The sequence below is a fragment of the Bilifractor porci genome, from assembly GCF_009696005.1.
Lineage (GTDB): Bacteria > Bacillota > Clostridia > Lachnospirales > Lachnospiraceae > Bilifractor > Bilifractor porci.
Window position 1 is genome coordinate 188,067 of sequence record NZ_VUMV01000004.1, and the last position, 22,049, is coordinate 210,115.

General features: G+C 52.1%; 17 protein-coding genes and 1 riboswitch. Of the genes, 2 read left to right on the forward strand and 15 right to left on the reverse strand.

The genetic code is table 11. The annotated features are described in order from the left end of the window. Window positions 1-6 precede the first annotated feature (6 nt). From FYJ60_RS07370 to FYJ60_RS07425, 12 genes are all read right to left on the reverse strand, one after another. Window positions 7-2,334: a RelA/SpoT family protein gene (locus FYJ60_RS07370; protein ID WP_154458021.1), complete on the reverse strand. Its 2,328-nt coding sequence runs from the start codon at window positions 2,332-2,334 to the stop codon at window positions 7-9. A 20-nt stretch (window positions 2,335-2,354) separates the two neighbouring features. After that, on the reverse strand, window positions 2,355-2,879 hold the full coding sequence (locus FYJ60_RS07375; RefSeq protein WP_154458022.1) for an adenine phosphoribosyltransferase: 525 nt from the start codon (window positions 2,877-2,879) through the stop codon (window positions 2,355-2,357). Window positions 2,880-3,000: 121 nt separating this feature from the next. Next, window positions 3,001-4,722 (reverse strand): single-stranded-DNA-specific exonuclease RecJ, encoded by a 1,722-nt coding sequence (gene recJ / locus FYJ60_RS07380; protein ID WP_154458023.1) that lies wholly within the window; start codon window positions 4,720-4,722, stop codon window positions 3,001-3,003. 155 nt (window positions 4,723-4,877) lie between these two features. Then, entirely contained in the window at window positions 4,878-7,190 is a 2,313-nt protein-coding gene (gene secD / locus FYJ60_RS07385; protein WP_154458099.1) for a protein translocase subunit SecD, read from the reverse strand. A 110-nt stretch (window positions 7,191-7,300) separates the two neighbouring features. Then, window positions 7,301-8,707, reverse strand: a complete 1,407-nt coding sequence (gene scfB / locus FYJ60_RS07390) for a thioether cross-link-forming SCIFF peptide maturase (RefSeq protein ID WP_154458024.1) — start codon at window positions 8,705-8,707, stop codon at window positions 7,301-7,303. Between the two features lie 196 nt (window positions 8,708-8,903). Then, a complete protein-coding gene (scfA, locus tag FYJ60_RS07395) occupies window positions 8,904-9,047 on the reverse strand; it encodes a six-cysteine ranthipeptide SCIFF (RefSeq protein WP_154458025.1) in 144 nt (47 codons plus the stop codon). A gap of 80 nt (window positions 9,048-9,127) precedes the next feature. Then, a complete protein-coding gene (locus FYJ60_RS07400) occupies window positions 9,128-9,742 on the reverse strand; it encodes an NUDIX hydrolase (protein ID WP_154458026.1) in 615 nt (204 codons plus the stop codon). A gap of 29 nt (window positions 9,743-9,771) precedes the next feature. Continuing rightward, a complete protein-coding gene (locus FYJ60_RS07405; protein ID WP_154458027.1) occupies window positions 9,772-10,410 on the reverse strand; it encodes an ECF transporter S component in 639 nt (212 codons plus the stop codon). Between the two features lie 104 nt (window positions 10,411-10,514). Then, window positions 10,515-10,650, reverse strand: a riboswitch (FMN riboswitch). A 55-nt stretch (window positions 10,651-10,705) separates the two neighbouring features. Further along, window positions 10,706-12,046, reverse strand: coding sequence for a citrate/2-methylcitrate synthase (locus FYJ60_RS07410; protein WP_154458100.1), 1,341 nt, complete (start codon window positions 12,044-12,046; stop codon window positions 10,706-10,708). Window positions 12,047-12,080: 34 nt separating this feature from the next. Continuing rightward, window positions 12,081-12,641, reverse strand: a complete 561-nt coding sequence (locus FYJ60_RS07415) for a TetR/AcrR family transcriptional regulator (protein ID WP_154458028.1) — start codon at window positions 12,639-12,641, stop codon at window positions 12,081-12,083. Window positions 12,642-12,883: 242 nt separating this feature from the next. Next, window positions 12,884-13,846 carry an AEC family transporter gene (locus tag FYJ60_RS07420; protein WP_154458029.1) on the reverse strand — a complete coding sequence of 321 codons (963 nt, stop codon included), beginning with the start codon at window positions 13,844-13,846 and terminating at the stop codon, window positions 12,884-12,886. Between the two features lie 25 nt (window positions 13,847-13,871). After that, the gene (locus FYJ60_RS07425) at window positions 13,872-15,518 is read right to left on the reverse strand and encodes a PucR family transcriptional regulator (RefSeq protein ID WP_154458030.1); all 1,647 of its coding nucleotides are present in this window, start codon (window positions 15,516-15,518) and stop codon (window positions 13,872-13,874) included. A gap of 191 nt (window positions 15,519-15,709) precedes the next feature. On the opposite strand from FYJ60_RS07425, the gene FYJ60_RS07430 reads away from it, so the two are divergent. Together FYJ60_RS07430 and FYJ60_RS07435 are read left to right on the forward strand one after the other, a co-directional pair. Further along, complete coding sequence (locus FYJ60_RS07430) at window positions 15,710-16,963, forward strand: uroporphyrinogen decarboxylase family protein (protein WP_154458031.1); 1,254 nt, start codon at window positions 15,710-15,712, stop codon at window positions 16,961-16,963. Between the two features lie 317 nt (window positions 16,964-17,280). After that, the gene (locus tag FYJ60_RS07435) at window positions 17,281-17,601 is read left to right on the forward strand and encodes a glycerate kinase (RefSeq protein WP_154458032.1); all 321 of its coding nucleotides are present in this window, start codon (window positions 17,281-17,283) and stop codon (window positions 17,599-17,601) included. On the opposite strand, the gene FYJ60_RS07440 is transcribed toward FYJ60_RS07435, so the two are convergent. The 3 genes from FYJ60_RS07440 to FYJ60_RS07450 form a co-directional block, all read right to left on the reverse strand. Beyond that, the gene (locus FYJ60_RS07440; RefSeq protein WP_154458033.1) at window positions 17,519-18,967 is read right to left on the reverse strand and encodes an SLC13 family permease; all 1,449 of its coding nucleotides are present in this window, start codon (window positions 18,965-18,967) and stop codon (window positions 17,519-17,521) included. The two genes, FYJ60_RS07435 and FYJ60_RS07440, sit on opposite strands and share 83 nt — an antisense overlap. Window positions 18,968-19,005: 38 nt before the next feature. Further along, window positions 19,006-20,073 (reverse strand): uroporphyrinogen decarboxylase family protein, encoded by a 1,068-nt coding sequence (locus tag FYJ60_RS07445; protein WP_154458034.1) that lies wholly within the window; start codon window positions 20,071-20,073, stop codon window positions 19,006-19,008. 270 nt (window positions 20,074-20,343) lie between these two features. Then, window positions 20,344-21,978 carry a PucR family transcriptional regulator gene (locus FYJ60_RS07450; RefSeq protein WP_154458035.1) on the reverse strand — a complete coding sequence of 545 codons (1,635 nt, stop codon included), beginning with the start codon at window positions 21,976-21,978 and terminating at the stop codon, window positions 20,344-20,346. Window positions 21,979-22,049 lie beyond the last annotated feature (71 nt).

Genomic DNA, 22,049 nt, shown 5'->3' on the forward strand with positions numbered 1-22,049 from the left:
ATCCATCTACCCCTTGGAACGTTCTACTTCGTTGACATCTCTGACCTGCCGGATCTTATTCAGCAGCTCCTTCAGCTCTTCCCTGCAGTGAACCGAAAAGCCCATCTCGATCGTGGCGGCCCCCTGCCTGCTGGTACGGACATTCATGGATGTCACGTCTATTTTTCTCTCGGTAAAAATCTTGGAAATATCCACCAGCAGCCCGGTCCGGTTGTCTGCGTAAATATTGATGGTTACCGGATAAGAAGTGTCCTCCTCCTGCTCCGGCGCCCACTCCGCCTCAATCAGCCTGCTCCTCTCACTCTCCGGGAGGGAGATAATATTGATACAGTCTGTGCGGTGAATGGTTATTCCCCTTCCCCTGGTGACAAATCCCACAATTTCATCGCCCGGAATCGGGCTGCAGCATTTCGAGAAACGAACGGCGACATCATGAATGCCCCGGACCGTAATTCCTCCTCTGTGCTCGGCAGCTTTCTGCGTGTCTCCGGTGCGCTGCTCCGCGTTCCCCAGAACATCCTGGTCTGTGAGGTGGGCCTTCTGATCCTTCTCCCAGACCTCCAGGAGTTTGTTCAGCACCTGGCCTTCCTTCAGGCCTCCGTGCCCGATCGCGGCCAGAACCGAATCCCAGTCCTGGAACCCGTATTTGTTCATGACCTTGGAGGTGTACTCCGGCCTGGTCAGCTCGCCGATATTTTTCCCCTTCATGTGGGCATAGCCGGCAAGCATCTCCTTGCCCTTGATGATGTTGTCTTCCTTTTTCTCCTGGCGGAACCAGCGGTTGATCCGGTTTTTGGCCTGTGTGCTCTTGACGACCTTCAGCCAGTCCCTGCTGGGACCCCGTGAATTCTGGGAAGTGATGATCTCCACCCGGTCCCCGTTGTGAAGCTCGGTCTCAATAGGCACCAGCTTTCCGTTGACCCTGGCTCCCACCATTTTATTCCCCACGGCGGAGTGAATCGCGTAGGCAAAATCAATGGTACAGGAACCGGCAGGAAGCGTCTTTACATCTCCGGCGGGAGAAAAACAGTAGACATTCTCGTTGAACAGGTTCAGGTCACTTTTCAGCAGGCTCATAAACTCCTTGTTGTCAGACATGTCCTGCTGCCACTCCAGAATTTCGCGAAGCCAGTTCAGCTTTTCCTCTTCCTGTTTCTTTTCCGTCTCCGGTGTTTTTCCGTCAGAAGCCTCCTTGTATTTCCAGTGCGCGGCGATACCGAATTCCGCAACCCGGTGCATCTCGAAAGTCCGGATCTGGATTTCAAACGGCTTCCCCTCCGGACCGATCAGCGTCGTGTGAAGGGACTGGTACATATTCGGCTTGGGCATGGCGATATAGTCCTTAAAACGCCCCGGTATCGGCGTATACATCTCGTGGATCACGCCCAGCGCCGCGTAGCAGTCTTTCACCGTCTCCACGATGATTCGGACCGCAAACAGATCGTAGATCTGGTCCAGCGTCTTGTCCTGGTTGACCATCTTCTTGTAGATGCTGAAAAAGTGCTTGGCCCTTCCGCTGATCTGCGCCTCGATCCCCGCGTCGTCAATGTGTTTTTTCACATCCGCGACAATGCGGCCGACAAACGCCTCTCTCTCCGATTTCTTCTGATTGATCTGATGGACCAGGTCGTAGTAGGCTTCCGGCTTCAGGTATTTCAGAGAGAGGTCGTCCAGCTCGTTTTTGATTTTGGTGATACCAAGCCTCTGGGCGATCGGGGAATAAATATCGATGGTCTCTCTGGCCTTTTCCTTCTGCTTGTTCTCCGGCATATATTTCAGGGTCCGCATGTTGTGAAGCCGGTCCGCCAGCTTGACAAGAATGACACGGATATCCTTGGCCATGGCCAGGAACATCTTCCGGAGATTCTCCGCCTCTTCCTCAATTTTATCCTTGGAGTAATTCAGCTGTCCCAGCTTGGTGACGCCGTCTACGATTTCCGCGATCTCCGCGCCGAATTCCGCCGTCAGCTCCTCCTTAGTCATGACCGTATCTTCCAGGACATCGTGCAGGAGGCCGGCGGCGATACTCTCCTTATCCAGCTCCAGCTCCGCCAGGATGATTGCCACGCAGAGAGGATGTATAATATAAGGCTCTCCGGATTTTCTTTTCTGTTCCCCGTGAGCCTTTCTGGCAGTCTGATATGCTTTTCCGATCACATCGAGATTGGTAGAGGGATGGTATTTCCGCACGCTTCGCAGGAGCTCCTGATAGAGCTCCTCCGGCGCGACAAAGTCATCCATGGTACGCAGACTGGCATCGACTTCAGCAATTTCCTTCTTCAGTTTTTCATCTTCCAGTTCTCTTTTTTTCGCTGCGTCTTCCATGTGCAACATCCTCTTCCTGTCTGTCCGTCTTACTTGCCCTCGTATACGATGGCGGAAGAAATATCATACCGGGAAAGTCTCTCCCGGCCCTTCAGTCCGGCAAGTTCCATAACAAAGAGCATCTTGACTACCTCACCGCCAAGCTGCTCGACCAGCTTTGCCGCGGCCTCGATCGTCCCGCCCGTGGCAATCAGGTCGTCTACCAGGACAACCTTCTGCCCCGGCTTCAGCGCGTCCTTGTGCATCTCTATGGTAGCGCTTCCGTACTCCAGGTCGTAGCTCTGCCGCACGACCTCCCTGGGCAGTTTTCCCTTTTTACGGATGGGTACAAAGGGCTTGTGAAGATTATAGGCCAGCGGCATTCCGAAAATGAAGCCGCGGGACTCGGTTCCCGCAATGACGTCAAAGTCCAGACCCTCCAGCTCCTTCTGCAGGGAATCTATGGCAAGCTTCAGCCCGTCCGCGTCCTCAAGAATACCGGTAATATCACGGAAAATAATGCCCGGTTTCGGAAAATCCGGGATACTGATTACATAATCCTCCAGTTTTTTCATTTCTTATCTCCTTCAGTCTCTGGGAATTTCTGCACCTGTCTGTGTGCAAGGCCTGAAACATCGCGTATCAAGTACGGATAATGTCAGGATTTTATGAGTATAGCATCTTTTTTTTTCATAATCAACGATAGGAGCGTATGGTCATCTGCAAGGTATTTCTTCCCATATAAGTGTCAATGGAGGGAGCGTACAGGACGGAAAGGGCCGGGTGCGTCCGGCAGTAGGAGACAAATTCCTCTCCATCCCCGAAATAGACCGCGTCGAACCTCCGTCCCCCCGCGTCTGCCATCTGCAGCTTTACCACGTTCCTGTTCTTGCCGAAGACCCGCGGACTGCAGGGCCGCAGATCCCGCTGCGCAAACAGCGGCTTGGGGTTACCGTTTCCGAAGGGCTTCAGCAGATCCATCTCCCGGATCAGCGACGGACTGACATAGGAAAACGGCATGGCCATGTCCGCGACGATCTTCGGTGTGAGATCGGTCTGTGTCAGCGTACACAGCCGGTTCAGCCTCTCGCGCAGGAGTCCCACATTTTCCTCCGGAAGAGAGATCCCGGCCGCCATCGGATGGCCGCCGAATTTTGTCAGCAGGTCGGAGCATCGGCAGAGCTCCTCATACATGGAGTACGCCTCAATGGAGCGCCCGGATCCCTTCACCCCGTCCGCTGTCCGGGTAAGCACGAAAGAAGGGCGGTAAAAATGCTCCTTCAGCCTGCCGGCTATAATCCCCGCCAGACTCTCGTGGCAGTCCGGCATAAATACCACAAGAACCCGGTCATGAACCAGATCGGATTCCTCCACCATGTGGACGGCCTCTTCTTCTCCCTTCACCGTCATTTCCTTCCGGCTGGCATTCAGCTCGATCAGCTCCTGTGCCAGAGGAGCCGCCTCCTGCCGCGTTCCGGCCATCATCAGGCGCAGGGCGCGCGCCGCCGTATCCAGCCTTCCGCTGGCATTCAGGCAGGGACCCAGGATAAAGCCGATGTGATAGACGTCCAGATTCTCCGGTTCCAGCTGGTTCTGGAGAATCAGCTCCAGAAGACCGGGCTTCTGTGTGCGATGAAGCGCCCGGAGTCCTTCCCGGACCAAGATTCGGTTTTCATCCTTCAGCTCCATGACGTCGCCAACCGTGGCAATCGCCACATACTCGATAAATTCCCCGAAAGCCGCGTCTCCCCTGCCGCAGAGACGGTACAGGAAGTCCACCAGCTTCCAGGCGACGGCCGCCCCGCAGAGCCCCGGAAACGGGTAGGTTTCATCTTTCCTCTTCGGATCAATGACTGCCTCCGCCGGCGGAAGGATGTACTCCCGTTTTCCGTCCCCGTCCACGCGGAAGGGAATTTCGTGGTGATCGGTCACGACAGCCCTCATGCCCAGCCGGTATGCCAGGGCAATCTGATCCGCCGCCGCTATGCCGTTGTCGCAGGTAAGCAGAAGCTCGATGCCGTCCGCCGCCGCCTGCCGGACAAGGTTCTCATTCAGCCCGTAGCCGTCCCGCAGCCTCTCCGGAATCCTCACATCCACGCGGGCTCCCAGGCCGCGCAGGGCTTTCAGCAGGATGCAGGAGGACATGATGCCGTCAATATCATAATCCCCGATAATCCTGATCCGGGTTTCCTCCTGCACAGCCTGCTTCAGCAGTGCCGCCGCTTCCGGAAGATTTTTCATCGCTTCCGGCGGGTAAAGATCCTCCCTTCCCCCGTGGAGATATTTTTCGACGGCCTCCTCCCCGATCACATCTCTGTTGCGGATCAGCCGCGCCGTCACCTGGTCAATGTGAAACTGTCCGGCAATTTTCCTGAAATCCGCTTTTTTTGCCGCTACCATCCAGCGTTCTTCATTCATCGTTTTCTCTTTCTGTTCCTTGCTGCCGCGCGGCAGCCAGGCCTGCGGAAGCTCCTCTCCCGAATCCTGCCTGTACTGCCAGAAGAGGCTGCCACCCTCCTGCGCGCGGGAACCGGATGTTCCCTTTCACATCGAGTGACAGCCTCATGCTGTGATCAGTGATATCTGTTTTTCTTCCGCTTTGTACTGGAAAGCTCGCTCCTGTCTTTCTTGACATACCGGTTCTTTCCCTGTCCCGGCGCGGCCGGCTTCTCTGCGGAGGCCTCCGGTTCGGATCCTTCCGTTTTCCCCGCCGAAGCCGAAAGACCCATAACATCTTTCACGCGGTTTTTCCCGATCCGGGTTTTCATGAGATACCAGAGCGGACCCGTGACAAAGACGGAACTGAAGCATCCGGCAGCCAGGCCGATCATAATCGGCAGCGCAAATTCCCGGATAGAAGGTACACCATAGAGATACAAGACAAAAATCGTGATGAATGTCGTCAGGTTGGAATACAGGCTTCGGGTAAGCGTCTGCGTAATCGAAGCGTTTACGATCTCCGCCAGGCTGCTCTCCCCCTTCATCATCGGAAGGTTCTCCCGGATACGGTCAAAGATGACAATCGTCGCATTGATCGAATATCCCAGAATGGTCAGCATAACCGCAATAAAAGTACTGCCGACAGACGCCCGGAACCATACATAGTAGGCAATCACCACACAGATGTCATGCACCAGGGCAAGTACGGCGCTGGAGGCAAACCGGAAATCCCGGAACCGGACAAAGATATAAAACAGCATGCAGATAACAGAGATCACAACAGCCAGAATGGCATTGGAACGCATCTCACCGCTGATTGTGGACGAAATATTTTCCGCAGTTATCGCACTTTCCTCCACACCGGAAAAATTCTCCGCAAGAGCGCTGTCCAGCGCATTTCTCTTGTCCAGATCCAGCTCGCTGGTCTTAATAACTACCTGCGTCGAACCTGTAATCTTCTGGAATTGGATATCCGTAGTCCCAGTGGCCTCTGTGACGACCGGCTTAACCTTACTGTCCAGGTCCGCCAGCGTCATATCCTCGCCGAAATCTACCGTTGTCGCGGTTCCGCCCACAAAGTCAAGGCTGAAATTCATGACAGAGCCTTTGCTCTGTTTATAAAAAAGCATCCCCGCGGGAACAGAAAGAATCATAATCAGCGCGATGGTCAGCGTTACCGCGCGTTTTCCGACAAAATTAATGTTCTTCCGCTGTCTGATTGTGCCATAGAGCTTCAGGCTCCGCACGCCGATTCCATAGAAGGCGTAGCTGATCCATCTGGATACAGCCAGGCAGGTGAACATGGACAGAACAACTCCGATTGCCAGCGTCTCCGCAAATCCACGCACGCTTCCCGTGCCCAGAACATAGAGGACAGCGGCCGCAATCAGTGTCGTGATATTGCCGTCAAAGATCGCCGAGAAGGCCTTGTGGAATCCTCCCTTCAGCGCGTTGTGCAGGGATTTTCCTGCCGAGAGCTCTTCCCGCACACGGGCATAGATAATGACATTCGCATCTACCGCCATTCCTATGGTAAGAATGACACCGGCGACGCCCGGAAGGGTAAGGGTGATGTCAAACGCGTTCAGGAAGCCCAGATCCAGGAAGGTGAAAAGAATCAGCGCCCACCCGGCGACAAGTCCTGAGATCCGGTACACACAGATCATAAAGAGAATGACGAGCAGTACACCGATCATTCCCGCGATCAGCGCCGTATGAAGCGCTTCTTGTCCCAGGGACGCCCCGACGACATTGGAGTAAATCTCATTCAGTTCCAGGGACAGAGATCCGATACGGATGAAGGAGGCCAGCTGTTTTGCCTCGTCAATGCTGCTCATGCCCGTGATCTGCGCGGTTCCGCCGGAGATCTCCTGCTGAACCGTCGGAGAGCTGATCACCTCTCCGTCATAGACTATGGAGATTGCCTTTCCCACGTTAGCTGCCGTGGCCTCCTGGAACTTTTTTGCCCCGTCGGTAGTCATGGTCAGCTCTACCACATATTTATGAGAGCCGGTCTGCTGATCATTGTAGGCAACTCCCTGCGCGTCCGCGATGTCGGTTCCTTCCAGCACCACATTTCCGTCCGAGTCCTCAAATTGAAGAGAACCGGGCTTTCCCAGATCCTGAAGGATTTCATTGGCGTCCGTCACACCGGGAATTTCTACGTTGATACGGTTCAGCCCCTGCTGATAGACATTTGCCTCCGTACTGTACTGCTGCACACGCTGCTGCAGTTTGTAGATCGTGTCGTCCATATCCTCCTGGCTGGGATTGGAATCCGTGGCCTCGTAGGTGATGCTGACACCTCCGGAAAGATCCAGTCCGGTCCGGATGTTTTTCATGGAACCCGTGTGCTTGCTCCCCCACCCTGCGACGACAGTGTACCCCAGAAGTACCGTCACCACGAGCATGATAAGGAGAACCGCAATGCTCTGTTTTTTCTTCATCATCGTTCTCTTGTCCTCGTTACATTTTTTCAGTTTTTCCGCGGCAAAACCGCATTTTTAATCATAGCATTTCAGCGTCTGTTCGTCCAGATGGGAATGCCCGCCGGTATTCATTCACACTCCGCACAGGTTTCGCAGCTCTCAGCAGTAAATTCCGGCTGTTCCTTTGCAAGAGCCGCCTTGATCATCAGCGCGCACTCCACCCTCTTTCTCTGCATCACGCAGCCGATCTGATACACATCGTTAACGCTGCCTGTGAAATTATAGGAGTTTGCCGCGCAGCCGCCGCTGCAGTAGAATCTCGCGAAGCACTGCGAGCACTCCGGCTTGGAATACACATTGACTTCTTTGAACTCCTCCACCAGATCTTTTCGGATAACGCCGTCTTTTACATTGCCCAGAAGAAACTTCTCGTTTCCGACAAACTGATGGCAGGGATACAGATCGCCCCAGGGAGTAACCGCCAGATATTCCCCTCCCGACCCGCACCCGGAGAGGCGTTTGTATACACAGGGGCCTCCGGTGAGATCAATCATAAAATGGAAGAAATTAAAGCCTCTCCCCTCTTTCTCCCGTTTGACCATTTCTTTTGCCAGAATATCGTACTGCTCGCAGATTACCGGAAGATCCTCCTCCCGGATCGCATAGTCCTCGGTCGGAGGAGCCACCACGGGTTCGATGGAAATCTGCTTAAAGCCCAGATCAGCCAGATGCAGGACATCCTTCGCGAAATCCAGATTATAGTGCGTAAAGGTTCCCCGGACATAATATTTGTCCTGATGGCGGCTCTCTGCAAACTTCTGGTATTTGGGAACAATCAGGTCATAGCTGCCCTTTCCGTTCCGGAACGGCCGCATCCGGTTGTGCACCTCCGGACGCCCGTCAATGCTGAGGACGACATTCCCCATCTCCCGGTTGCAGAATTCCATAATCTCATCATTCAGAAGAACCCCGTTCGTCGTTAAGGTAAAGCGGAAATTCTTGCCGTATTGTTTCTCCTGTTCCCTTCCGTACCGGACCAGGTCCTTTACGACCTGCCAGTTCATCGTCGGTTCCCCACCGAAAAAATCCACCTCCAGATTTCTGCGGTTTCCGGAATTTTCAATCAAGAAATCCAGCGCCTGCTTTCCCACCTCGTAGGACATCAGGGCACGACGGCCGTGATACTCCCCTTCTTCGGCAAAGCAGTACCGGCACGCGAGGTTGCAGTCATGGGCGATGTGCAGGCAGAGCGCCTTTACGACCGTCGGCCGATCCTTAAATCTGTCGATGGAATCCCTGTAAATATCCTCCGTAAACAGCATTCCCTGCTCCCGGAGTTCTCCGCACTCCTCCAGCGCCTCCCTGATATCCTCTGCCTCGTATTTTCCGGAGAGAGCCGCTGCCGCGGCATCCCCATTCTTTCCGTCTGCCAGTTCCTGCAGTACGTCATAGACAAGCTCATCCACCACATGGACAGAGCCGCTGTTCACATCCAGGCAGAGATTATATCCGTTGTTTTTATAAAGATGTATCATTCTGTTCTCCAATGTTCCTCTGACATCAAAAGGGGGTGCCCCACGTCCCTTCCGGGATGCAGGAACACCTCCTGTTCTTTCTACTATCTTGATCTGCTTATCTGCCGCGTTCCGGTTTAAGCCGCACCATGCTTATACGGACAGCTGACCGCCGAAACTTTATCTGCAGCAATGTCCCGCCCGCGGGACAGACCTTTTATTTGGAATGCTCGCAGGTCTGGTTTCCGACCGTGCAGGAAGTCTTGCATGCAGACTGGCAGGAAGTCTGGCACTCGCCGCAGCCGCCTTTTTTCAGAGTATTCTGCAGATTTTTGGTGTTTAATGTCTTAATATGTTTCATCTCTAAACCCTCCTGTGGTTTGATCCGCGTTTTCTGAAACTGTTCCTATTATACATAACCAGCCGGCCTTTGGCAATACACTAATGCGAAACGCCCAGAAAGGCAAACGGATCCGGATCGGACAGAAAATGCATCATATGATAGGCACAGATCAGTGCCACCCGCTCTTCTCTCAGGATTCTCCGGACCTCCGCCCTGTCGGCCAGAACCACCTGTATCTCCTCCGCCTCTTCCATAAAACGGTCACTGATCTTTCCGTCCGCGTAACCGTACACCGTGCCGCAAGCCTCATCCGTCATTCCGACAGAAGTAAAGCGCGGGTGTTCAAATTCCTCCGGCGCATGGATGGGGGTAAAGGTAAGACCTGTCTCCTCATGCAGCTCCCTCGCGGCCGCAGTGTGAAAATCCTCTCCGTTTTCCACCAGCCCGGCCGGAAGCTCATAGACAAAATCGTCCACCGGATAACGGTACTGGCGGATCAGGACTACCCTGTCCCGCTTTTCCCCGTAGAGGCTGTAAATCACAACCCCGTCCGCGCTGTCCTTCCTGGTCCGGATTTTCAGCCCGTCTGCATCCGGCGATCTGGAAGCGATCATGTAGTCGCTCTCGTGCCCCTTGGAATTGACTCCGTGAAGATGATACATGCTGAGGTAATGATTTTTTGTCAGCTGTTCGATTTTATCTATTTTTGCCATTTACTTCTGCCTCTTGATGTTCTGTCTTTTTATCTTCTGCCTTTCAGGATCGGTGACAGCGGCTTGTAAATCAGGAAACAAACCACTACATCAATCATACCCTTCAGAAAGGTAAATGGCAAATTGAAACAGATCAGGCTCTGGAGAACACTCTTCATAGAAGGGATAATGGCCTGATAAGCCGCCAGAATGGTTTCCTCCGGCATAAAATTATAGTACACCGGATATACAATAAAGAAATTGGACGGAAGCGAGATAAGCGCCATGGCGGCTGCACCGGCGACAGATGCCGCAATCGCCGTCTTTTTTGTCTTGCGGAATTTGTAAATAAAGCCCGCGACTCCCGCAAAAACCGCTCCCAGCATGAAATTGGAGAGTTCTCCCACTCCAAAGCTTCCGGAAAACAGGACATGAATCAGATTTTTCAGAAACTCGATCAGGATTCCGCAGACCGGTCCCATGGAGAAAGCCCCCAGAATGGCCGGAAGATCCGAGAAATCGAATTTGATAAATGTCGGCATAAACGGCACCGGAATCTCAAGCAGCTGCAGAATGACCGCCACTGCCGTCAGCACTCCGGTCACTGCTATGTAGTGAATCCCGGCGTTCCTTCCTGTCCTTGATGCTTTTCTTTCTGTTACCCTTTCGTTTGTTGTTACTGCTTCCATTTTTCTCCCTTTCCGGAGATCTTTTCAAGTTATTATTTCCGGCCTGAAATTATAAAACGCCCGGATCATAGTGATCCGGGCGGTATCAGCAGAAATAACACGGCTGCCATCTTCTTTCATCCAGACTTTACTGTTGGTACCGGACTCTCACCGGTTCAGCTGCCATAAGGCAGGTCGCGGACTTATCGGTCTACCGATTTACCGCCAGTGGGGAATCGCACCCCGCCCACGAAGATCTCCTATCAAATTTACCAGCTCATCATAACCCCAAACACAGAGAATTGCAAGAGACAGATCAGCCTTCCCGGGTCTGATCTCCTGAGCCCTGCCGCTCTTCCATGATACTACGGTAGGCCGGCCGGATGATTTTTCCCTGCCCTACGATTTCCTCGATCCGGTGTGCACTCCAGCCGGCAACTCTCGCAACCGCGAAAATAGGTGTATAAAGCTCTCTCGGAATTCCAAGCATATCGTAGACAAAACCGCTGTAGAAATCCACATTCGGGCTCACGCCCTTATAAATCCGAAAGCGGTCTCTGATAGCCTCCGGTGCCAGCTTCTCCACCCGCATATAAAGCTCAAGGTCTTCCTCCCTCCCCTTCGCCTTTGCCAGCAGCTGAACATATTTTTTAAACAGACGTTCTCTGGGATCCGACAGCGAATACACTGCATGTCCCATGCCGTATATCAGTCCTTTGCGGTCAAACTCCTTTTTATCCAGAATTTTCTCCAAATAACTGCGGATTTCATCATCATCCTGTTGATCTCTGACCTTTTCCCGAAGATCGTCCATCATTTCCATGACTTTAATATTGGCTCCGCCGTGCCGCGGACCCTTGAGGGAGGACATGGCCGCCGCGATTGTCGCATAGGTATCTGAACCGGAGGATGTTACCACCCGCGTGGTAAAGGTAGAGTTGTTTCCACCGCCGTGCTCCATATGAAGCATCAGTGCGGCATCCAGCGCCTTGGCCTCCACCTCCGTATACCGGGAATCCGGCCGGAGCAGCCGGAGTATGTTCCCCGCAGTGGATGCCTCTGGATCCGGCCTGTGAATATACATACTCTGCAGATTTTCATAATGGTTATAAGCATGATAACCGTAAATGGCAAGCATGGGAAAGACGGCAATCAGCTGCAGGCACTGCCGGAGCACGTTTTCCAGATCTGTATTCTGGCTTTTTTCATCATAGGAAGCCAGTGTAAGAATGCTTCTTGTCATGGAGTTCATAATATCCCTGGTGGGCGCCTTCATGATGACATCCCTGGTAAAATTGGTCGGGAGCTCTCTCGCCTCTTCCAGAATCGAAATAAACTTGCCCGCTTCCGCTTCCTCCGGCAGTTCTCCAAACAAAAGCAAATATGTAAGGTTCTCGTATCCGTAAAGATTATTCACGTATCTGTGAACCAGCTCCTCAATTTTATAGCCTCTGTACCAAAGCTCCCCATCGCAGGGCTTCCCGTCACGAAAGGCAACGATTTTGGAGATATTCGTCAGTCCGGCAACCACACCTTGTCCGGACAGGTCACGAAGGCCTCTTTTTACCTCGTATTTCTGATAATCCCCCTCCGGTATACAATCATTTTTCCGGCACATCTCCGAGTATCCCTGCATATCTGTCTGTATCAGATTCATGTTTTTCACATCTATCCTCCCGGCTGACAGCCTTTTAACCGATTTCTGCAACCGCCTCAAAGGCGCCCGGCAGTGTTTTCAGAATAATGCGGGACAGCAGGTCGATGGTCTCCTGAAAATCGTCCGGCATGCCGGACTCTACCCAATCCAAAAGCGGTCCGACACAGCTGTACTTGTAGAAATCAATTATCTGCTTCTTCTTTTTTGAGTCCATGTTTTTGCTCTGATCCTGCCTGTCGATCATTTCCTCTATGTAATGCGTCGTCACCTGGTAGAGAAATTTTTCCACCTGCGCCCGCCCCGTGGAATCATAAACATTAAAAATAATTTCTTTATATTCCTGCGCGTGTGTCATAAGCAGTTTCATTTTTATCTTGTAGGAATCGTTCTTATTTCCCTGCGCGATAATCTGATCTCCAAGTCTCAGAAACGTGTATTCCACAAGATCATTCAGTGACCTGAAATGATAATAAAAACTCATACGGCTGCAGTTTGCGGTCTGAGTCAGTTCTTTGATGGTTATCTGTTCCAGACGTTTGGTTTTAAGCAGCTCCATAAGAGCATGCGACAAGTCCATTTTCATAATGTCCGACATCGCCACCTCCTGTTAGACAGACTGTCTCTCTGCCATACGGACATTGTATGAAACCGGGGAGCCGGACACTGACAGGCAAAGAATTTTCCCGGTTCCGGAAAAGCCGGCATCTGCATGGCATTTTTTTAATCAGTTGTCTATATCATTGCACAATCCAGCCGAATAGCAATCCACAGAATTGACTATTAGTCATTTTTTTACTCAAAACCAGAACTTTGTACAAGAAAAAACAGAGATCCGCGTCAGATCAGTCCCCTGCTTCGCAGCAAAAAGAGCCAGAATGTCAGGGTAAGAGAAGAAAGAAGCGTTGTCAGCATGACTGTTCCGGAAGATACGACTCCTTTGTGCCCCATATTTTTTGCCATCACATAGCCGGCCACAGTGGACGCGGAGCCCAGCATAATAAGAACTGCCACCAGTTTCTCCTGCCGGAATCCCAGCGCGGCAGCCACCGGAAGACCCAGAGCGGCAAAGCCGACCAGCTTGAGGAATGTGGCAAACAGCACCGGACGCACCTTTTCGGAAAAGGCCGTAAAATTCAGGCTTGCTCCCATAGCAAGCAGGCCCATGGGGCTGGCAAGTCTTCCGATATAGGAGAAGGTTTTCCCGAACATCTCCGGCATCGGAATTTTCAGAACCGACCAGACAAAGCCGGCCAGGATTCCCAGAATGATCGGATTTGTAACGATCCCGATGAGAGCCTTTTTCAGCCGTGCCCGATCCAGACGGTCCTGGGCTCCCCCCGATAAAGACAGAACCAGTACCGCGCAGACATTATAGAGCGGGACAGCTCCCAGCATCATCAGGGATCCCATGGCCGCAGATGCGCCTGTGCCCGCGCTTCCGTAAATATTTTCAATATAAGCCATACCCAGCAGGGACGCACTGCTCCGGTAGGACGCCTGGACAAATTCTCCCCTGTCCTCAGCGGGACAGAGGAAGAAGGAAAGAAGAAGCGCAATGCCGACGCAGGCGAGCGTAGCAAAAAAGCAGAACAGGACAAAGGATGTGTCCCAGACGGTAAAAAAGTCCACCGGATAGAGCTCAGCAAACAGATTAACCGGAAGTGCAATTTTAAATACAAAGGAATTCATTCCCGCTGCCAGCGACTCGCTGATCACCCCGGTTCTCCGAAAAAAATACCCCAGCATCATGACAAAAAAAATGGGAAGTGTAGCATTCAGGCTGAAAATAAAATTCTGCAAGATATTCCTCCAAATAATCTTCTGTTCATTGTCTATTTACGTTTTTCCGGATCCGGTAGGAAAGCTGCAGGGTGAGAACCGTGTCCGGATCTTCCAGTTCCAGACCGGTCAGTTTCCGGATGTGATCCATGCGACGGCAGAAAGTAGTCCTGTGAATATATAGATTTTCCGCCGCCCTGGTCATGTTCATACTGCTTTCCAGAAAAGCTTTAAGTGTTCCGGACAACTCTGTTCCATGTGCCCTGTCATACTTTTCCAGAGCACAAACCGCAGGATGGACAAGCATGGATTCCGGAAGCCCTCCCTGGATCCGCTGCAGAAAGTAGGGAAGCCGGATCTCATCAAACAGATGATACCAGAGCTGCGGACTCTGCACCATACCGATACGAAGCGCCTCGCGCGCGGCAAGCGCTCCCTGCTCCAGCTCCGCAAAGCTGCGGAAAACAGGACTGACCCCTGCCTGGCAGACATTGTCCCGGACAAAGTAAGCCATCCTCTGCAGCAGGCTCCGGTAGGCCGCCCCTGTGTCCCTGCCGTCGGCAGCGGCGTCTTTCAAACCGATTCCGCAGTTCAGGATCAGCATGATTTCCGATTCGGAGCGGACCGCACAGGAGCCGATCCACTGCTGTTCCAGCTGCACGGTGAGGTACGGCAGCGTGGTTTTCAGCTGCACATCCCACCCTTTTTCCGGGAAAAAACGGATGACCACGACCAGATATTCATCCGTCATCTTCCATCCGTATTTTGCGATTGTTTTTTCCACCGAATCCCTGTCCGGCGCTTCCCCCTGCAGCATCTGTCTGCACAGATTGTGCAGCTGGTCGTTCTGATGTTTTCTGGGAACCAGTTTCCCGTACCGGAACATGTCCTGCACGTAGCCGGCGTACGCGGAAAACAGTTCTTCCGTACCCGGAGACAATTTTTCCATGCCCGCCGGAAGCTCCATGACCAGCCGGGCGATGTACTGCTGATCCACAAAGATATTGACGCAGTAACAAAGGACATCCACTTCATCAATCAGATAGTAAAACGGGGCTGTAAGAGAAGCCACCTCATGAAATTTCCTGTGCGTGATCAGCATCTGAAAGGTCTCCGTATCCAGCCTGCCGTTCTTCAACGGATGTGCCCGGCTGTATGCCTCCGTCGCGTACATGACATTCATATCAAAATCAATAATCGCATAATTCTCAAAGAGGAACTCCCTGCCGAGGGCAAGAAAAGACGTCTCGTTTTCCGCCCGGTAGATTCCTTCCGCCATTTTTCTGTCCCAGGACAGAAGCTGGATAAAAATCTCCTGCGCTTCCTCCAGGAGTCCTGCAAGATCCCGGGAGTTCTGAAGCACCGCGTAATTCTGCCCTGCATCTGGCAGACCTGTCTCCTCTGGGTCTGCCTTTCCGCTTTCTGCCCCTCCGCGTCCTCCGGTCAGGATAAAGAATGCATGGTCTTTTCCGTCCGTTTTGTCCAAAAAGCAGGGCAGATCCTCTTCCCGGACCAGAAACAGGGTATGCAGCGAAGGCTGCCCGTTTTTCCTATTCTCCGCCCGGAACAGACGCAGATGCCGGATTTCCATGCCCGGAACGGCACAGTTTTCCCGCAGTATCTTCGTCTCCGCTGTTCCTTCCGCTTCCCGCCTTTTCCATGCCGCAAGAAGCATTTCCATGGTAATTTTCAAGATTTTCTCCTTTTTCCCCGACGTGCTACACTTTGAAGCAATTCGCACTCTATTTATCACGCAAAGGTGGCTGTCAAACCTTTTCTATTTCGATTATGATACTGATTATACAATAATTTTGAGTGGGAGAAGCATGAAATCATTTTATTCAGAACGCGTCATCCTGTAGCATTCCCAAGGAGGTAAAGAAAATGGATGAACAAATCAGAAAAACCTATCAGGAAAAGATAGACCGCATCAACAGCGCAATCGCTCTGAAGCCTACCGACCGGGTTCCTCTCGCGCCTTTTTTCTCGTCCTACGCGCAGCGGGCAGAGGGCTCCAGCTACCGGGATCTGTACTATGACTTCGACAAGGCCGGCCAGGCTGCCATCCGCTTTTATCAGAAGCACCCGATGCTGGATGCCTGTACCGGAATTTCTTTTACCAGCGGAAAGGCCAACGAGCTGGCGGACTCCCAGATGATTGACTGGCCCGGAAAGCCCGGAACAAAGGTTTCGGATTACAGTTCGCACCAGGTGATTGAGCGGGAATTTATGGCGCAGGAAGAATACCCGGAAATGCTGGGGGACTTTACCGGCTTCATGATCCGGAAATACATTCCCAGGGCATTTCCTAAGCTGCAGGGGCTGTCCGGCCTGCAGGCCATTCCCACCATTGTCCTCTCGACCAGCATTCTCGCCCCCTTCTACAGCCCAGCTGCGCTGGAGGCCTATCAGCTTCTGGGAAAAATAGCCGCTGCTGACGGCGAGGCGGCGGCTGCATCCGCGAAATTTGCCCCTATGCTTGCGGAGATCGGCCTCCCGGTCATGTTTACCGGTGCATCCGAAGCACCGTATGACATTCTCGGCGACTACTTCCGAGGCACCATGGGAATATTTGAAGATCTGATTGACGAGGATATGCAGGAATACATGGAGCAGGCTTGTGACATGTTTGCAGATCAGCAGATTCAGGCGCTGCAGTATTTCCGCTATGCGGATCTCCCGGTAAAGAGAGTCTTTTTCCCGCTACACAAGGCAATGGACGGCTTTATGAACGATGAACAGTTTGAGCGTCTGTACTGGAAACCGCTGAAAAAGATTATGCTTGCCTTAATTGATATGGATGTTACGCCCTTTATTTACTGTGAAGGCAAATACAATTCCCGTCTGGAACATCTGACGGATGTTCCGAAGGGGAAGGTCCTGTACCATTTTGAAAACGTGGACATGAAGGAAGCCAAACGTATTCTGGGCGGAACCGCATGCATCAGCGGCAATCTCCCGATCTCCCAGCTGGAGTTTGGCAAAAAAGAAACCGTGATCCGCATGACCCGTCAGCTTCTGGAAGACTGCATGCCCGGAGGCGGCTATATTTTCGATTTTGACGGCTGTCTGGAAAACGCTAAGGAGGAAAATCTGGACGCCATGTTCGAAACGCTGGATAAATACGGAAAGTACTGAGCATTTATTTTATTCAATCAACTGGAATCATCTTCGGAGCCGGATGGGCGTGTATGCCTCCGGCTCTTCTGATTCCGGAGTTCTCACATGATTCCGGATCTGATCCCCGCATCTCGCCCAGCTTCAGCCCCATATAAAGAGTCGACGCGTCCCGGAATCTCCGCGGGTTATACCCTGTTTTCCTCGCGATTTATATCCAGCACTTTCCATTGCCTGTAACATGTACCTTTCTCATGCAGCCTGATATGAGATGGCTATAACAAGCTTGTTCCATGAGTGTTACTTACGCATGCGCGTACCACCAGGAGGATAATTTTTTGAAAGTTGTTATTGCCATCGTTTCTCTGAAGGGAAGCCTTACTTCCCTCGAAGCCGGCGACGCCATCCGCGCCGGCGTACGCAAAGCTGATCCCAATGCGCAGATCATCGTCCGGCCTGTATCCGACGGCGGCGAAGGCACCGTTGAAGCCCTGACCCTCGGCATGGGCGGTACCTTGCAGATCCATACCGGTGAATGCTTTAATGCTGTACCTTCCGGCACACCTTTATTCCTTGTTAAAAATACCCGAGCAGTTTCCCCATTGCCGGAAGCCACAGGGATGCAAGCGCCACGATCAGCAGCTGAATCCATACGGTAGCTTTTGGCATATCAAACATTTTATAAGACCCGGTGGTGAATGTCATAAGAGGTACGGTATCAAGCGGCAGCAGATAGCAGTTATTTGCGCAGAGTCCCAGGGCGGCCACTGCCAGCGCCGGAGGCAGGCCGATCCTGGCGGCAAATCCGATGACCGGAGCCGCCAGCATGGAAATCAGCGCAGGCGCTACGGGAATCGGAATCAGCATAAGGAAGATCAGGATGCAGAGAAAACCGATGCCAAGTACGGGCGATGCCGGAAAAGATGACGGGAATAAAATACCGGACATCCAGTCGCTTAATCCGCTGCTGCTGATACAGTTACCAATAGAGATCATGGAGCCCATCAGGACAAAGGCTTCAAAACTGATGCTTTTTGTGTAGTCTCTCCAGCTCATGATTCGGAGTTTTCCCGGAAGGAAAAACAGGGAAAGTCCCAGCAGCGTCACTGCGGCAATCTGTAGGAACGGCACCCAGGAACTTAAAATCCACAGAACCATCATTGCTAGCAGAACCGTCAGTACATACTTCTCCTTCCGGCTCATTTTTTCAGGCATACGTCTGGTTTCTCTGCGGATGTACGCCTGAATTTTTTCTTCCGAGAGGGGAGCCGGCTGAAAAATTCTGACGCACACAGCCCATGCAAACGGCAGCGCCGCACAGGCAAGAGGGATTCCAAACAGCATCCAATGCACAAAGGGAATTGTCTGTCCCGTGTTTTTTTCCAGAAGACTTACGGCAAGCACATTAAGAGCCGACCCGGCCGGGGTCATCATCCCTCCGATCATACTGGCCACCGGCAGGGAAATCATATAAGCCCTGGCCGTCCGGTGCCGTTCCTCCGGACTGTCGTACGCGTCGAGAAATTCAAGGATCATCGGGATAAATACTGCCGCGGCGGCAACATTAGAGATGACAGAAGAAAGAAGGCAGGTGACAAGCATAATGGCAAACATGAGCCTCCTTGTGTTCTGCCCGAACCTCCGCATCAGCGCCAGCAGAAATCTCCTTGTCACAGACACCTTTGTCAAGGCGGAAGAGATCCCATAGGATGCCAGAACAAAAAACAACGTCGGGTTTGTATAACCGCTGAACGCTCCCTGTACAGAATCCGTGCAGCGAAAAAAATAAAGGAATGCCGCGGACATTAGGCAGACAATGCCCAGCGGAAGTGCCTCTGTCACCAGAAGCACAATGACCGCCAGCAGGACGCCTAATGTATTCCGTGCCGGAACCGGGAAGTTTTCTCCCACAGGAACCAGAAATATCCCGGCAAGAATACCAATGGCCGCCGCAACTCCTATTATCTGGAGCTTTCCGGCTTTTCCGTTTTCGATTATTTCAAACTTCTCTTCTTCCGTTCCCATAGACCGGCTCCCTGTCACTGTTTCTATTCGATCAACTGTTACCCGTTCATCTCCAGATATTTCTTACGGCTGTACCGGTAGAGCTCCTCCGCCAGATTTACCTTGCGGTCCGGTTTCATATCTTTCAGGCGGCAGGCAAAGCGTCCTGAGAAAGCCAGATCATCCACGCGTCGGTGGATATCCGCAACTGCTTCCTCATCACTCATATCCTCCGGTATTACATACAGGGTGCATTGTGCCAGGTTTTTTCCGTACTGTTCCATGATCGCTTTCTTGTCGTTTGCCCTGTCCTGTCCTTCCCAGGCATCGAATCCGGCTTCTATGATCAGCGGCATCAGTGTGCCGATGTTTCCGCAGGAATGCAGTGTAATGAACATCCCCAGGTCATGAGCTGCCTTTGTGACCTTCTGATACTGGGGAAGAAACAGCTCGCGGAAAATTTTTGGTGAAAAGAAGGTGCTTTTTTCTGTCCCCATATCGTCATGGAACAGGATCATATCCGCGTGGTAATATTTTTTCGCGATTTTTATCAGTTCGATGTGCCACTCGGCAAGCCTGTCATAGAAAGCAGTCAGCTCCTCCGGGCATTCCAGCAGCGCCACGAAGGCATCTTCAAAACTCGTCAGATCCGCGGTCCTCTCGAAAAAGCCGTTGACGATGATAAAATAGCTCAGCCTGTCCTCTGTCACCTTATCCTTATAGTTCTTCTCATAGTCTGCCGCCCAGTCTATCGCATTCAGATCCGGCCACTGAATTTCCTTTTCCCAGTTCTCAATATCCGACAGCGCACGGGTTCCAGGCGTCACCATCGCCGCGTGTGACAGCGGCTCGTAGGTCCACTGAATCCCGAACCAGTCCGTCCCGCCGAAATTTCTTGCCCTGGCGTCCGGCATCACGACTGGCTGAATCTGGTTATTTTCAATCTGCTGATTGGGAACCCACAGGTGTTTCTCTCCGCGCAGCATACGGAGCATATTTTCCTTCGGGGTGATCGGATAATTGTACTTTGGTGCCTTTCCTTCCGGAGAGCCGTAAATACTCATGACCGTATATTCTCCCACCTGTTTCAGTTCCTGATCGATCATCTCATCATATTTGTCCGTCATTTTTCTCCTCCTGTCTTCCCGATGCCGCACCTTTGCAGGAAAACCGGTTCCTGTTTCTCCCCTCCGCACATCAAGGACTGCATCGCATTGATAAAATTGATACAGCCAGTATATAATCTGAATTTCCTGATGATAATCCGCATTTTTCAGGGAAAAGCCACCGGATTTTCCGCTTTTCCTGCCGAAGAAACGGTGTCTGAGGTTTCTCCCTCAGACACCGCGAATCGGATGCTTATTCTGTTTTGCTTTCTCTGCTTTGCTTCTTCCGTTTTACTTTTTCTGTTGGCAGGATGGAGATGTCTGATCCTCTGTCCCCGTTTTTTTACTTACAGCCAGCTGCTCCCTCCTCCTTGCCTTTGGTTCCACAATATAATAGGACACCAGCAGCTTCAGCCTCTCCTCCGGTTTATTCAGATCCACCCCGATCAGCTTCTGAATCCGTTCCAGCCGGTAAGTGAGCGTACTTCTGTGAATAAACAATTCATTCGCCGTGCGGAGCACGTTTCTTTCATGCTCCAGATAGACAAGAAGGGTTTCGTACAGCTCAGAATTATTTTTCTGATCATATTCACGGAGCTTCCGCAGCGCCGAGGAACAGAGCAAGTCCCCGGGAATGTCCCGGCCGGCACATTCCGCCATATAGTCCAGCATAAAGTCATCAAAATAGTAATACCAGTACATACTGCTGCTGATGCGCCCGAATTCCAGCGCTATTTTTGCCATTTTATAGGCCTTGGAAATCTGATAAAAATCCCGGATTTCCGAGCTGACGCCGATTTTCAGCAGCCCCTCCCTCATCAGGACGGCAATCCGGCTCACGGCATCCGCAGGTTTGTCATGGTTATAGGAAAGATTCACCACTACGGTAATCCCGTTTTCATGGAAAAAAGCGTGCCCGGTTGAGATCTGATATTCGATCTGGTTCAGGACCGCATAGGAGGAAATGAGGTTGAAATCCTTTTGTTCCGTCACAATCCGCATGCAGATATAGCGATCTGTCCTGTTCCATCTCTGAAACTGTAGGTGATCCATAATCTGCCGTTCATCCACCTGTTCCCCATTGCACATGGAGATCAGAAGGTGATCCGTGTCATTATCTATACTGAACTGCTCCAAAAGTCCGCCCTGCAGATAGTATTCCAGCAGGTCTCCCAGATAATCCAGCGCCAGGTAATCACCGGGAATGATACTGCTGTCTATTTCATTCACCAGGATTCTTCCCAGATAAATATCCTCATTCCAGAGATTGCGGAACAAAATCCGATAGCCTGTCTGCTCCGACGGAAACATATCCGCCCGCTTTTCCCGCAGCCCATTCTGATAAACAATATCCGTCTTAAAATCATTGATTGTAGACAGCGCCACCATCGTCTGTCCGGTTCTTTTATCCCGGTCTCTCTGCGCCATGCCCGCACGGTAGCCGGTTTCCGCCAGAATAACGAACTCCTTATTATGAATAAACAGGGGATTGTTAAAAATATCCCTGCTTGCGTCCAGAATTTCCTGCAGAGGACGGCGCTGGCTGAGAGAGGCCTGAAGCCTGATATCCCACCGGCGCAACCGGTCAAACACGTCCTGCACCATGCTGAAGATTTCCAGGGGATTATTCGTATCCAGCACGACAATGGCCGGCGTATTCTCCGGCAATACATCCGGGTTGACTTTCCCCGAAACCACCATCGGGATCCCCCGGAACATCTGCGCCCGGCTTACCAGATCGCCTGCGGAAATAAAATACACATATTCCGGCTTCAGCATAATGCCAAGCGCATAGAGCCTTACGCCCGTCAGGATCTGGCTGTCTCCGCTCCCGTAATACTCTATTTTCTTCCCGTACTGATCCAGGGCATCCGCAATGATGCGGAGGTTCAGACGAAATCCGGGCTGAAACACCTTTTTCTTCATTCTCTACCCCCTCGGGCTGACTGTTCTGCCGGTTCGCAGGCGGATGGCAAGTTTTACAAGGCACGCGCTGA

Bases quoted from the DNA above. Each gene is read 5' to 3' on its own strand.
- FYJ60_RS07370 (WP_154458021.1), bottom strand. From the start codon at position 2,334: ATGTTGCACATGGAAGACGCAGCGAAAAAAAGAGAACTGGAAGATGAA.
- FYJ60_RS07375 (WP_154458022.1), bottom strand. From the start codon at position 2,879: ATGAAAAAACTGGAGGATTATGTAATCAGTATCCCGGATTTTCCGAAA.
- recJ (WP_154458023.1), bottom strand. From the start codon at position 4,722: ATGAATGAAGAACGCTGGATGGTAGCGGCAAAAAAAGCGGATTTCAGG.
- secD (WP_154458099.1), bottom strand. From the start codon at position 7,190: ATGAAGAAAAAACAGAGCATTGCGGTTCTCCTTATCATGCTCGTGGTG.
- scfB (WP_154458024.1), bottom strand. From the start codon at position 8,707: ATGATACATCTTTATAAAAACAACGGATATAATCTCTGCCTGGATGTG.
- scfA (WP_154458025.1), bottom strand. From the start codon at position 9,047: ATGAAACATATTAAGACATTAAACACCAAAAATCTGCAGAATACTCTG.
- FYJ60_RS07400 (WP_154458026.1), bottom strand. From the start codon at position 9,742: ATGGCAAAAATAGATAAAATCGAACAGCTGACAAAAAATCATTACCTC.
- FYJ60_RS07405 (WP_154458027.1), bottom strand. From the start codon at position 10,410: ATGGAAGCAGTAACAACAAACGAAAGGGTAACAGAAAGAAAAGCATCA.
- FYJ60_RS07410 (WP_154458100.1), bottom strand. From the start codon at position 12,046: ATGAATCTGATACAGACAGATATGCAGGGATACTCGGAGATGTGCCGG.
- FYJ60_RS07415 (WP_154458028.1), bottom strand. From the start codon at position 12,641: ATGTCGGACATTATGAAAATGGACTTGTCGCATGCTCTTATGGAGCTG.
- FYJ60_RS07430 (WP_154458031.1), top strand. From the start codon at position 15,710: ATGGATGAACAAATCAGAAAAACCTATCAGGAAAAGATAGACCGCATC.
- FYJ60_RS07440 (WP_154458033.1), bottom strand. From the start codon at position 18,967: ATGGGAACGGAAGAAGAGAAGTTTGAAATAATCGAAAACGGAAAAGCC.
- FYJ60_RS07445 (WP_154458034.1), bottom strand. From the start codon at position 20,073: ATGACGGACAAATATGATGAGATGATCGATCAGGAACTGAAACAGGTG.
- FYJ60_RS07450 (WP_154458035.1), bottom strand. From the start codon at position 21,978: ATGAAGAAAAAGGTGTTTCAGCCCGGATTTCGTCTGAACCTCCGCATC.